Raw genomic sequence first — 13,282 nt, 5'->3', positions numbered from 1 at the left:
AAATTCGTTCGCAAAAACAACCGTCAATTGCATAAGGCAACCATCTTGAAAGGTGGAAAACGAAAATCAAACAAAGCTCCACGATTTGTCAAAGGGTTTCAACTGTTTGACAAGGTGGTGTACGAAGGGAAAGAATGTTTTATATTTGGCAGAAGAAGCAGCGGTTATTTTGACCTTCGGCTGTTAGATGGCACAAAAGTGCATGCTTCAGCAAGCTGGAAAAAACTAAAAAGAGTTGAGTATGCTAGTACATTACTAATTGAAAGGAGGAAGGGCGATTCCTCCCCGACTTTCGCTCTCGCTTAGAAGTCGGGGTCTCCTCGCCTAAAACTGATGGAAGTACGAATAAACGTCAGCTAAAAGTCAGAAAAGTCATTCCAATTGACTTTTGGTCATATTTTCTTTAGGTGGTGTATATGTCCAATAAAAAACTAGATGCGCGGCAGCTTGACCGTATTGTAAAAAAAATGATTGAAACAGTCGATCAAAGCAAAGCTGAAATTTTTCATATTAGTGAGCAATCACGAAAAGAACATGACCGTTTAATCGAAGAGCTTCAGCAAGTAAAAGAAGAAGTAAAGCGCGTCATTCATCAAACGGATCGTTTAGAGATGAAAACGCGGTTAGCTCGACAACGGTTATCTGATGTGAGCAAAAACTTTTCTCATTATTCCGAAGCAGAAATTCGACAAGCGTACGAGAAAGCGCATTCGCTACAAATGGAATTAGCGATGGTGCAAGAGAAGGAAAAGCAGCTGCGTCAACGTCGCGATGAGTTAGAGCGGCGCTTGACAGCTGTGAAAGAGACGATTGAACGGGCCGATCATTTAATTGGGCAAGTGACCGTTGTGCTGAACTATTTGAACGGGGATTTTCAAGAATTAAGCGACTTTATTAACGGTGCAAATGAAAAGCAAGAGTTTGGTCTGCGCATTATTGAGGCGCAAGAAGAGGAGCGAAAACGGCTGTCGCGAGAAATTCATGATGGACCGGCGCAAATGCTTGCGAACGTCATTATGCGTTCCGACCTGATCGAGCGCATTTATCGCGAGCGCGGGGCGGAAGAAGCGATTGGCGAGATGCGCGATTTAAAAAAAATGGTACGTTCTGCTCTATATGAAGTACGGCGAATTATTTACGACTTACGCCCGATGGCGCTAGATGATCTCGGTTTAATCCCGACGTTAAAAAAATATTTACAAACGATTGAAGAGTACCATAAAACAACGATTACGTTTACATATACGGGAGAGGTAAAGCGGCTATCCAACCGTTTTGAAGTTGCTGTGTTTCGCCTCGTGCAAGAAGCGGTGCAAAATGCCTTAAAGCACGCTGAAGCGACAACGATTCAAGTGAAAATGGAGCTGAAGCAAAATAGTTTATTGATCGTCGTTAAGGACGATGGAAAAGGATTCAATCCGAATGAAAAAAAAGATAAAGCGTTCGGGTTAATGGGCATGCGCGAGCGCATTGAATGGTTGGAAGGAAAATTACATATTTACTCGCAACTTGGACGCGGAACGATTGTCACCATGCACATTCCGCTCCAGAAGACAGAAGGGAAAGGGGAACGACAGCAGTGAAGACGCGCATTGTTTTAATTGATGACCATAAATTGTTTCGTGAAGGAATTAAACGTATTTTAGATTTTGAGCAAGATTTCGAAGTTGTTGCGGAAGGAAGCGACGGTGACGAAGCGTTAGCGCTTGTTGAGCGATATAAACCTGATGTTGTCATTATGGACATTAACATGCCTCATGTAAACGGTGTAGAGGCGACTCGTCAGCTCATTGAAGCGTATCCGGATACGAAAGTCCTTATTTTGTCGATTCATGACGATGAAAGCTATGTGATGCATGCGTTACAAACGGGTGCGATGGGATATTTATTAAAAGAGATGGATGCCGACGCTTTAATTGAAGCGGTTCGTGTTGTGGCAGAAGGCGGTTCATATTTGCATCCGAAAGTGACACACAATCTTGTGAAAGAATATCGCCGTCTCGTCGCAGGAGAAGGAGTAGAAAAAGAAAAGCAAAATCAAGGTGTATGTCGTCCGTACCATTTATTGACGCGTAGGGAATGTGAAGTATTACAACTGTTGGCGGACGGAAAAAGCAATAAGGGTATTGCCGATGCGCTTTGTATTAGTGAAAAAACGGTAAAAAACCATGTAAGCAACATTTTGCAAAAACTAAATGTCAATGACCGAACGCAAGCGGTCGTTGTTGCGATTAAAAATGGATGGGTCGAAGTGAAATAAGGTTGTCGAAGTGGATTCGACAACCTTTTTCAATGCAATGGTAGTTATAATGTAGTACAATGCAGATAGGAAAAATTTTGGACAAGGAAGGTAAAGATGATGAAAACGGCGATTTTAACGGATAGTACAGCATATATCCCGAAACATATTCGTGAACAGTTGAATATACATATCATTCCTTTAAGCGTCGTCTTTGGAACAGAGACGTATCGTGAAGAGATTGACATGAGCGCAGAAGATTTTTTTGCCAAAGTAAAAACGAGCGAACAACTGCCGACAACATCACAGCCGCCAATTGGACTATTTGTCGAAACGTTCGAGCAGCTAGCGAAACAATACGACGCCGTCATTTCGATTCATTTATCAAGCGGCATTAGTGGCACGTACCAAGGGGCTGTGTCCGCAGGGCAAATGGTTGAGGGGATTCAAGTGTACGCATACGATTCAGAAATTAGCTGCATGATGCAAGGGTTTTATGCGATCGAAGCAGCGGAAATGGCGCAAGCAGGTGCGCATCCCGAAGCCATTATTGCGCGTTTAGATGAAATGAAACAGTCGGTGCGCGCTTATTTTATGGTTGATGATTTATCCCATTTACAGCGGGGAGGGAGGTTAAGCGGCGCCCAAGCGTTTATCGGCAGCCTTCTACAAGTAAAGCCGATTTTACATTTTGTTGATAAAGTGATTGTGCCGTTTGAAAAAATTCGTACACGGAAAAAAGCGTTAAGCCGAATAGAAGAGCTATTTGCCGAAGATGCAGCGCTCGGCGTTCCGATGCGTGCGGTCATCATTCATGCGAATTGTGAAGAAGAAGCGCGCGCGTGGAAAGAAAAACTTGAGCAACAATATCCGCACGTTGAATTTTTCCTTAGCTATTTCGGACCTGTCATCGGCACGCATTTAGGAGAAGGTGCGATGGGATTTGGCTGGTATAAAAAATAAGCAGGAATTGTTTTTGCTAGGCACGAATATATGAGGTGGGCGAATGGTCCACTTCTTTTTTGTTGGAGGTGATTTGTTTGCATTTAGCAGGAAAACAGCTGCTTAAATCGGAACTTTCGTCTTCTTACGATAAGCAACATGTGCAGATCGTGGAGAGCATTGTAAAAACGAAGCAAGGCTATCGTTGCGTCCGTTGCAATAACGATGACCAACAGTTATTTGCTTCGTTTCCGTGTGCGCGCTGTGGACGCATATGTACGTATTGCCGCAAATGTATAACGATGGGACGATGTAGCGAATGTAATCCGCTCGTGATTTGGATTGGACCAACTCCTTCTACCTCTTTTTCTTCACCGCTTCAATGGAATGGTCAATTATCTCCAGCTCAACAACTTGCATCCGATGAAGTTTGCCAAGCGATTGATCGAAACGACTCATTGCTCGTTTGGGCCGTATGCGGAGCGGGAAAAACAGAAGTGCTATTTGCGGGCATTAACATGGCGCTGTCGCACGGAAAGCGCGTTTGCATTGCTGCTCCGCGCACGGATGTTGTATTGGAGCTAGCTCCGCGTTTGGCGAGTGTATTTCCGTCGGTCGATATGGCGGCATTATATGGCGGCAGCCAAGACCGTGGCAAACTTGCTTCATTGACGGTGACGACGACGCATCAGTTGCTTCGCTATTATCACGCTTTTGATGTGATGATTGTCGATGAAGTCGATGCATTTCCGTATAGTGTAGATGCGATGCTTTCCTATGCGGTAGAACGGGCACGAAAACCGAACTCCTCACTCATCTATTTAACCGCAACCCCAAACGAACAATGGCAACGTGAAGTAAAAAGTGGTCAACGTAAAGCGGTGACGATTCCTGCACGGTATCATCGCCATCCTCTTCCTGTTCCGACTTTTGAATGGTGCGGCAACTGGCAAAAAAAGTGGCGTAATCAACGTTTGCCATCCTGTGTCGTTCGATGGGTAAACGAGCATCTCGAAAGAAACAAACAAGCCTTTTTATTTGTCCCTCACATCGACTTTTTACAACAAGTTGTTCCGTATTTCCAACAATTTCATCCTCATATCGAAGGGGTGCATGCCGAAGATCCGAAACGAAAGGAAAAAGTGCTTGCGTTTCGACGTGGACAAATTCCGCTTCTTGTCACAACGACCATTTTAGAGCGCGGGGTAACGATCCCAAACATTGACGTTGCCGTGTTAGGTGCAGAGCAACCGATTTTTACAGAAAGTGCGCTTGTGCAAATCGCTGGACGTGTTGGCCGAAGCGCTCAATATCCGACAGGTGATGTTCGCTTTTTTCATTTTGGAAAAACGAAAGCGATGATCGCCGCCAAGCGTCATATTGTACGTATGAACGATGAAGCACGAAAGCGAGGGTTGATTGACGAATGAAGTGCCTCATTTGTCATGATGAATGGCTGCCGCCGGTATCGCTTGCTATGCTTTTAACGCTTCGTCAAGCGGATGTTTGTTGTCCGCGTTGTCGAGCTCGTTTTATTCGCCTTGAGGGGAATCGTTGTGAACGATGTAGCCGTTTAAGCGATCAAGCGATATGTGAAGATTGTATCGGGTGGGAAAGACGAAAAACGGTGTTGAAACAAAACGTCTCGGTGTATATGTATAACGATTGGATGAAAGAAGTGATGAATCGTTTTAAATTTCGTGGCGATTATGCGCTTGTTGAAGCGTTTCGTTTCGATGTTCGTCGCGTGTTTGATGAACATTTTTCTTCGGATGTGTGCCTCGTCCCGATTCCTCTTAGCTCCTCTCGATTAGCTGAACGCGGATTTAATCAAGCGGAGGCGATCGCTTCGCTTTTATCGGTACCGATGATTTTTGCCTTACAACGAATCGACGACGAAAAACAGTCGAAAAAAACGAGACGTGAACGCTTTGTCGGACGGAAGTTTTGTTTGACAGGAGAAGATGTAGCTGAAAAGCGCATCGTCATCGTGGATGATATTTACACGACAGGGGCAACAGTTCACGAAGCGGCAAAACTGCTATATGACGCAGGTGCACGAGAGATTTGTTCGTTTACACTCGTCCGTTCATAGTTGGGAACAAACTCCCATTGAAAACCGCCTTCTACTGGTCGATATAAAGAGTAGGAAAATCGGAGAACGGAGATGGGTCGTTATGGAAATTCGCGGATACGGACATTATCGCCCGGCATCTTCACATTCAACGACTGTGACGTTAAAAACAGGAGATGTGTATGAGGCGGTCGTCAAAGAACAAGTGAGTGAACGAGAGGCAATTGTACAATTGCGCGGTGTCGACATTCGTTTTCGCTTTGAAGGCGACGTACCGCCATCTGGACGAGTGAAAGTGCAAGTGACAGGTGGAGATGGGGATATAGTGGAAGGAAAGGTTGTCACGCCTCCTTCACCATCATCATTTGAAACGCTTGAAACGCCTGAGCTTCGCCAAGCGGCGATGATTGTTGCTCAAAAACAACTGCCGCTCACTCGTGAAACGGTAGAGTCGTTACGGACATTTTTAACAGAAGGAAAGGGAACGGTTGAACAAAAGTTAGAAACGATTCATATTGCCGCAAGCAAAACGCTTGATATGACGGTTAAACAGCTACAAGCGGTACATGAAGCGCTCTACGGTAAACCGTTCGGCGAATCGTTACATGATATCGTTCAGGCGATTGATAAGCATTTTTCATTTACGCCAATCGTCAAACAACAGTCGCAAACGGTTAGTGAGCTACGTGCACAACTGCAACAAGAACGAAACATCGATCGTGTGCTCGAACTGGCGAAGCAGTTTGCAGAAGAAAGCGGACATGACGAAATCGCGAAAGCTGTGCGTGAGGCGACCATTTTGAGAGAGCGCGGACATGAGACGTTTGCCCGAAGCCGCATCATGCAAGTTGTTGTGGCAGCAGAGGTGAACGAGAAAAAAGATGCGGATTTAAAGGTGGAACAGTCATCATCGGCAAATAAGGAGTTGCAAATGGTACGTCAGCAAATTGAACGGGAGCCAATTGTCGCTAAAGCGCTTGCGATGGCGAAAGGGAGCGATGTCGTGCGCCAAGTGCTTGGACCGGCGCTGCAAGGGGCGGAACAGCTTTATCGTTCCGGACAGCCGCTGAGCGCGAAAAATCGTTTGCTTGAAGCGTTTAACGCTGCCGAGAAACGAGAAGACGTGCCGAAGCTCCCTGCTCAAAAACAAATGATTGACGAAGCAAGTCGAATCATTCGCACAGCGCGCGACGTAGAAGAAGCTGTCCGGCAATTAAAAGAGACGATTTTGCCGCGCATGGAAATGAAAGATATAAATGAGGCGATCGAACGAGTGGAGCAAATGGGAAAGCAAGCAAAAGAACAACTCATCGCTTCATTACGAAAAGTAGGCGAACGAGTGGAGCAACCGTCAACCGTGGAAACAAAGGCAGAGCAGCTAAAACAAGTGGCAGAAGTACGAAAACAAGCGGAAAGTACGCCGACGGTTAAAGCGATCGAGGGGCAAGTTCGCGAAGTCGCTCGTACATTGCCTGTGGAGCAAGCGGAGAAGGTCATTCGTGCGCTCAATCAAGCAACATTGTTTGAAACGGTTGGTCGAGGTGCGGAGGCTCACGATCAACTTGTGCAAACATTACGCTCGATCGAACAGCAGCTGGCGCCTGAGTATGTCAAACGCGCTCATGTGATAGCTGACCGGCTCCAGCAACAAACGATGACGTTGACCGAGGCCGTGCGTCAGTTGCAAGCGGATCATACGCTTACAAAACAACCGTCCGTATTTGAAGCGCTGCAACAAGCAACGCAAACGCTGCAAAGCGCTCGTCAACAGCTTATGACATCGCTTTTGACAGCTGAACGTGCCGAACAGCAAGAAAGCGACGTCCGCACCGCCGTTATGCAAGCGTTGAAAACGATGCAAAAGGAGCCGGACGTAAAAGAAGCGTTGCATATGGCGCGCACGCAGCTTGCTCAACATATGGAGCCATCGCTGCAAGAAGCGTTTGCCCGTGCCGAGCAACTAGCTGAAAGCGGTCGCGAAATAGCCGCAAGACAAACGGTCGTTCAAGCGCTCCAACAAATGGAACAAACATTGCCAGCAGCTGATACTTTGTCGCCTGCTGATGCGGCATACGAGTCGCTCGCCGCACTTAATTTACAATCAAGAGATATGATCGTTCAAACTGTGACGCGGCGCATGGCGGAGGCAGCGAAGCAATTTCAGCAAACGAAGCGCGATATGATGCGCAATTTAGATGCGATCGACCATCTGATCACCCAATATAAACAAGCAGCTCGTCCGCAGGCGAAACAGCTGTTAGAAACGACGATTAAACAGCTCGATCAAACGATTTTAAAAAGCGATGCGATGTTGTTTGCTGATATGACAATGGAGAAAAAATTGTTGCAGGCAAGCTCGCAACTAGCGGAAGCGAAAAAGCTGTTAGATAAAGGACAACTGGCGGAGGCGCAAAAAATCGTAAAGCAAGTAAAAAGCATGCTTGAACAAATGCAATTTAAGCCGGCAGATGTAAAAGTAAAACATTTTATCGAAGCACAGTCGCTTAAACAGCAAGCGCTTGGACGGGCGCTGCTCCAGCAATGGAACGACATCGTCCAGCCGGAACCGTCCGCGCGCCATATGCTGCAAACGATCCGCCGGCTCGGATTGATGCATGAAGCCGATGTCGCGAACAATCTCGTATTTCATGGCGCAAGCGAACAGCGGGAAGAAACGGTTAAAGGTCTTCTGATGCAGCTGGCGCAAGCGAACGGAGAAGCGGCGAAACAAGCAGAACAAGCGTTGACGCATATGACAGGGCAACAATTGTTGAATAAAAACGATCAAGGAAGCGCGATGCAAACGCTCTTTTTCACGATTCCATTGTTGCTGCAAAAGGAAGTAAAAGACGTTAAAGTATATGTGAACGCCCGTAACGACGGAAAGAGAGTGGATTGGGAAAATTGCAGTTTGTACTTTTTACTTGAAACGAAAAAGCTCGGTGATGTCGGGGTGTTGCTGAGCGCGAACGAGCGCACGCTTTCCGTGACGTTCCGCAACGATCGGGAAGATTTTGCGGAGCGCATGCGCCCACTCGTCGAAACGGCTACGAAGCGCCTTGAAGAAATCGGCTACCGCGTAGGCAACGTGCAATTTACGACGTTTGCGACAAAAGAGGAAAAACAAACGAACGAGCCAAAACGAGCGACATGGACGGAGAAAGGATATGATTTTACAATATGATGTACTTTAACCAAAAACGAAAACGAGAAATAAACGGCCCATCGGCGGCGGTCATTCGCTACGAACAAGGAGATAAAGCGCCGACCGTCGTCGCCCACGGGCGCGGTTACGTCGCTGAAAAAATTATTGAACTAGCAAAACAAAACGGAGTGCCGATCGAACAAGATGCCGCGCTCGTCCAACATTTGCTTGATCTTGACCTTGGCGATACGATTCCGCCGCAATTGTACGCTGTGATCGCAGAAATTTTAATTTTAATTGAAAAAATGGAGAAAAACTATTAAACAATAAAAAAACGTGACGATAAATAAAGTAGGTGAACGACAAAAGGAGAGTGAGCGCGTGGAGTTTTTAACAGAAGAAGTGGTGTATAAAAAAACGCCACAACAATTAACAGCGCTACTTTATGAAGGATTAATGGAAAGTGTAGAAGAGGCGATCGCAAGCACAAAAAAGGGCGACTACGCCCATGCAAATAGACGCTTGCAAAAAGCGAACGATATTTTACAGCGTCTCGGTATTGGTTTGAATTATGACGCCGGTATTATCGCCCACCAATTAGACGCGCTATATAACTATATGGCGGAGCGTCTTATCGACGCAAATATGAAAAAAGATGTAGCGATGATGGAAGAAGTGCTCACGATCGCAAAAGAAATTGCGACCGCATGGAATGAAGCGTTGAAAAAACAACCGACAACAAACGTCGCAGCGAAAAAAGCAGCGGCATATGAACAATTTATTATGACAGAGTAAAGGAGCGGAAAAAATGAGAATTAATCATAACATTCAAGCATTAAACGCTTATCGTAATTTGGCAGTGAACCAATCAAACACAGCGAAAAACTTAGAAAAACTTTCTTCCGGTTTGCGCATTAACCGCGCCGCAGATGACGCCGCAGGATTAGCGATCTCAGAAAAAATGCGCTCGCAAATTCGCGGTTTAGAAGTAGCTGAGCGCAACGCGTTAGATGCGATCTCGCTTATTCAAACAGCGGAGGGGGCATTAAGTTCTGTCCATAGCATGCTTCAGCGTATGCGTGAGTTGGCGGTGCAGGCTTCTAACGAAACGAACACGTCAGAGGACAGAAACGCACTCGATCAAGAAGTACAACAGTTGATTACGGAAATTACGCGTGTTGCCACCTCAACAGACTTTAACAAAACAGCGCTTCTAAGCGGAGGTTTCAGTGGAGTTAACTTCCAGATTGGTGCTAATGCTGGTCAATCGATTACATTAAGCATCAATAATATGAGTGCGTCAGGCTTGTCGATCAATGCTTTAAGTATAACGACTTATAGTAATGCTCAAGCGGCTATTTCTGCTCTTGACGTTGCGATTGCAAAAGTATCCGAAGAACGCGGTAAACTCGGTGCATACCAAAACCGTCTCGAACATACAATTAACAACTTAAAAACAGCACATGAAAACTTAACCGCATCTGAGTCGCGTATTCGCGATACAGATATGGCGATGGAGATGACGAACTTTACGAAAAATAACATTTTAAACCAAGCGGCGCAGGCGATGCTGGCGCAATCAAACCAATTGCCGCAAGGAATTTTACAATTGTTAAAAAGCTAATAGTTAAAGAAGGGGGTAGGTCGATGCGGCCTCGCCCTTTTTTTGTACGTGTGGCATAATATAAAGAAAAAGGTGTGAACAAGATGGAAGTACAAAAAGTGTCACGGGCATCGTTAAATCGCGTTGCGAAAAAGGATGACGCGCCGATGGAGTCGGTATCGTTTACGGAAGTGATGCATAAGAAAAAAAGCGATGTGTTATTTGAACGTTTTCAAACGATGGCGCAAGAAATTGAAGCGCAAGGGAAAAAATTAGCCGAGTCGCAAACGGTCGAAGACTTAAAAACGTATAAAAAGCTTGTTAAACAGTTTTTAGATGATGCAGTAAAAAATAGTTTGCAACTTGAAGAGCAACGTGGATTTAGCCGCGGGGGACGGTCGAAAATTTATAAGCTCGTGAAAGAAGTCGATCAAAAGTTAGTTGAGCTGACGAACGCGGTGTTGGAAAAAGAGAAAAAAGGGCTCGATTTGCTCGGATTAGTCGGTGAAATTCAAGGGCTTATTATTAACATATATACGTAAGGTGGGAGAATGATGTTAGATAACTGCCCGAAATGTGGAAGTTTGTTTGTACGGACGCAATTTCGTGACATATGTGAGGCGTGCTATAAAGAGGAAGAAAAATTGTTTGAAAAAGTGTATGCATTTATTCGAAAACGAGAAAATCGCACGGCAACGATGTCACAAGTTGTTGATGCGACGGGGGTAGAAGAAGCGTTAATCATTAAATGGATTAAAAAAGGACGGTTGCAGCTCGTTCATTTTCCAAACCTCGGCTATCCGTGCGAAAAATGCGGGGCAACGATTCGGGAAGGACGCCTCTGTTCTTCATGTATTAGTGGCATCCAAAAAGAGATGACGAAAATCCAACAAGAGGAAGAGCGACAAAAACAAGCGAAACATCAAACAACGTATTTTACTGAGCGACGCAAAGACGACTAAACATTTTTTTCTTTTTGCCGATAATAAATATAAGAAAGCAAGGCGGAGAAAAGTGAGGTGGAAATATGAAAATCAATCGTATTCAGCCGATGAACGTTAACCCATATGAGCGGACGTCACGTGTCGAAAAGCCAACAAAAACAACGAAAAAGACAGACCAAGTCGAAATTTCAAGTGCGGCGAAAGAGCTGCAAGAAGCAGCGAAATTTTATTCGGAACGGTTAGAAAAAGTGGAACGGCTAAAATCAGAAGTTGAAGCAGGTACGTATACAATCGATGCACGAGCGATTGCAGAAAGCGTATTGCGCTATTATAAACGATAACGGAGCGAACGAACATGATCGATGTGATGCAAAAGTTGCTGACGTTTCATCGTGGGTTATTGCAACTAGCAGAACAAAAAACAGAAGCGATTAAAAAAGGCGATGTCGGTACGTTACAACAAATGATGATGAAGGAACAAAAATATGTGATGGCCATTCGCCAGCTAGAAAGCGAACGAATGAGCCTTCTGTCGCATTTACCCGAGGAAGAACGAACAGTGAGCCGATATGCCGAACAGGTGGAAGAAAAAGAACGAATGAAGCTTCTTCAACTAGCCAATGAACTAAGCGACACGATTGTACGATTAAAAGAGCAAAACGAACTAAATATGCAACTACTGCAACAATCGCTCCAATTTATTCATTTTACATTAGATTTGATGATACCGAATGAACAAGATGTGACGTATGACCCGAAGCGAACGGATGAATTGCCGCCACGGTCGTCATTTGAAGCAAAAACGTAAGGGGGTTTTTTTGTGCTTTCGACATTTCACGGTTTGGAAACGGTGCGGCGCGGAATGACCGCCCAACAGCAAGCATTATACGTCACCGGCCATAACATCGCCAATGCGAATACGCCGGGATATTCGCGCCAACGCGTCAATTTTGAACAATCGCCGCCATATCCGTTCGCATCGAAAAACCGTCCGGTCATCCCTGGGCAAATGGGAACAGGCGTGGAAGGCGGCACGGTACAGCGAATGCGCGAAGAGTTTTTAGATGTGCAATATCGTGGGGAAAATATGAAATACGGCTATTGGAATACGCGTGCCGAAGCATTGTACAAAATGGAAGAAATTATGAACGAGCCGTCAGACGAAGGATTGGCAAAAACGCTCGATCGCTTTTGGCAAGCACTTCAAGACTTAGCGGTAAATCCTTCGAATTCGGGGGCACGCTCAGTCGTTCGCCAGCGCGGCATCGCGGTTGCGGAAACGTTTCATTATTTGTCAAGCTCGTTAAAGTCGATTCAAGGTGACATTAAGAACGAAATGGACGTTACGGTGAGAGCTGTCAATTCACTTGCGCGTCAGCTTCATGAAGTAAACAGGCAAATCGGAGAAGTTGAGGTGCATGGATATTTACCAAACGATTTGTACGATGAACGAAACCGTCTGTTAGACGAGTTATCACAATATGTAAATATCCGCGTCACACAAGTTCCGAGCGGTGGTAGTGCATTAAAAATTGCCGAAGGGCGCTTCACTGTAGAAATCGTTGATCGTACGGGTAGTACTGTGATTGGAACTCTTGTCGATGGGCGACTAGGAAAGGTCAATGAGCTGCAGTTGAATTATCAAGATAACGTCATAAAAGCGGGTCCGGTTGTCGGATTTTCGCTCGGCGACCAAACGTTTTCGACATTCGAACGCTTAAAAGAGAACGGGAAATTAGGAGCCCTTCTTTATTCATATGGATATAGCGAAGATGGGGGAGTAACGACGAAAGGATTATATCCGGAAATGATAGGCGATTTAAACGCCATGGCTAAAGCGTTTGCCGACCAGTTTAACGCGGTGCATTCGAATGGATGGAGTGTGACAGAAATAAAAAATAATGTATCTTCTCCATCAACTAAACCATTTTTCACTTATGACGCAGCTGATCCGGCTGGAACGTTAGATATTGCACAAATCATTAAAGATTCACTTGACAATATTGCCGCATCAGCAACAGGTCAAATCGGTGACGGAAGTAACGCTCAAGCGTTAGCCGAAGTGAAAAATGGTATGATGAACATCGCTGGCAATACGACAACAATTCAAAACTTTTATGAAAGCTTAATCGGTCAAATGGCAGTCAATGCGCAAGAGGCGAAACGGCTGTCGCAAAATAGTGAAGTGCTCCGTCAATCGGTTGATGAAGAGATGATGAATATGATGAAATTCCAGCATGCGTATAACGCCTCTGCGCGTATGATTACAATGATCGATCAAATGTTAGATAAAATTATTAACAATATGGGCATCGTTGGAAGGTAGGTGAATAAC

Annotated in this window: 14 protein-coding genes and 1 pseudogene; all 15 read left to right on the top strand. The window is 45.2% G+C overall.

Features of this window, described 5'->3' with window-relative positions; all coding sequences use genetic code 11:
- A pseudogene (locus BM213_RS09260) lies at positions 1–306 on the top strand (RNA-guided endonuclease IscB); the annotation flags it as partial.
- Positions 307–416: 110 nt separating this feature from the next.
- Positions 417–1,583, top strand: a complete 1,167-nt coding sequence (locus BM213_RS09255; RefSeq protein ID WP_091703339.1) for a sensor histidine kinase — start codon at positions 417–419, stop codon at positions 1,581–1,583.
- Positions 1,580–2,260: a response regulator gene (locus tag BM213_RS09250; protein WP_091703337.1), complete on the top strand. Its 681-nt coding sequence runs from the start codon at positions 1,580–1,582 to the stop codon at positions 2,258–2,260. The genes BM213_RS09255 and BM213_RS09250 overlap by 4 nt, the downstream gene beginning before the upstream one ends.
- Before the next feature lie 99 nt (positions 2,261–2,359).
- On the top strand, positions 2,360–3,202 hold the full coding sequence (locus tag BM213_RS09245) for a DegV family protein (protein WP_091703344.1): 843 nt from the start codon (positions 2,360–2,362) through the stop codon (positions 3,200–3,202).
- 68 nt (positions 3,203–3,270) lie between these two features.
- Entirely contained in the window at positions 3,271–4,611 is a 1,341-nt protein-coding gene (locus tag BM213_RS09240; protein WP_091703335.1) for an ATP-dependent helicase ComFA, read from the top strand.
- Positions 4,608–5,276 carry a ComF family protein gene (locus BM213_RS09235; RefSeq protein WP_091703333.1) on the top strand — a complete coding sequence of 223 codons (669 nt, stop codon included), beginning with the start codon at positions 4,608–4,610 and terminating at the stop codon, positions 5,274–5,276. The genes BM213_RS09240 and BM213_RS09235 overlap by 4 nt, the downstream gene beginning before the upstream one ends.
- 82 nt (positions 5,277–5,358) lie before the next feature.
- Complete coding sequence (locus BM213_RS09230; protein WP_091703331.1) at positions 5,359–8,439, top strand: hypothetical protein; 3,081 nt, start codon at positions 5,359–5,361, stop codon at positions 8,437–8,439.
- Positions 8,436–8,723, top strand: coding sequence for an EscU/YscU/HrcU family type III secretion system export apparatus switch protein (locus BM213_RS09225; protein WP_091703328.1), 288 nt, complete (start codon positions 8,436–8,438; stop codon positions 8,721–8,723). Before BM213_RS09230 ends, BM213_RS09225 begins: the two co-directional genes overlap by 4 nt.
- A 58-nt stretch (positions 8,724–8,781) precedes the next feature.
- Complete coding sequence (fliS, locus tag BM213_RS09220) at positions 8,782–9,195, top strand: flagellar export chaperone FliS (RefSeq protein WP_091703325.1); 414 nt, start codon at positions 8,782–8,784, stop codon at positions 9,193–9,195.
- Between the two features lie 13 nt (positions 9,196–9,208).
- A complete protein-coding gene (locus BM213_RS09215; RefSeq protein WP_091703321.1) occupies positions 9,209–10,024 on the top strand; it encodes a flagellin N-terminal helical domain-containing protein in 816 nt (271 codons plus the stop codon).
- Between the two features lie 83 nt (positions 10,025–10,107).
- Positions 10,108–10,545 carry a YaaR family protein gene (locus tag BM213_RS09210; protein WP_091703318.1) on the top strand — a complete coding sequence of 146 codons (438 nt, stop codon included), beginning with the start codon at positions 10,108–10,110 and terminating at the stop codon, positions 10,543–10,545.
- 12 nt (positions 10,546–10,557) lie between these two features.
- Complete coding sequence (locus BM213_RS09205) at positions 10,558–10,965, top strand: TIGR03826 family flagellar region protein (RefSeq protein WP_091703316.1); 408 nt, start codon at positions 10,558–10,560, stop codon at positions 10,963–10,965.
- A gap of 65 nt (positions 10,966–11,030) precedes the next feature.
- Complete coding sequence (flgM, locus tag BM213_RS09200; protein WP_091703313.1) at positions 11,031–11,288, top strand: flagellar biosynthesis anti-sigma factor FlgM; 258 nt, start codon at positions 11,031–11,033, stop codon at positions 11,286–11,288.
- A 14-nt stretch (positions 11,289–11,302) separates the two neighbouring features.
- Positions 11,303–11,755 carry a flagellar protein FlgN gene (locus BM213_RS09195; protein ID WP_091703311.1) on the top strand — a complete coding sequence of 151 codons (453 nt, stop codon included), beginning with the start codon at positions 11,303–11,305 and terminating at the stop codon, positions 11,753–11,755.
- A 12-nt stretch (positions 11,756–11,767) separates the two neighbouring features.
- Positions 11,768–13,273, top strand: a complete 1,506-nt coding sequence (gene flgK / locus BM213_RS09190) for a flagellar hook-associated protein FlgK (protein WP_091703308.1) — start codon at positions 11,768–11,770, stop codon at positions 13,271–13,273.
- The last annotated feature ends 9 nt before the right edge of the window (positions 13,274–13,282 follow it).

This window comes from Anoxybacillus pushchinoensis, assembly GCF_900111795.1.
GTDB lineage: Bacteria > Bacillota > Bacilli > Bacillales > Anoxybacillaceae > Anoxybacillus > Anoxybacillus pushchinoensis.
The sequence above is the reverse complement of the archived record's forward strand: the minus strand, read 5'-3'. Positions and strand labels throughout refer to the sequence as shown.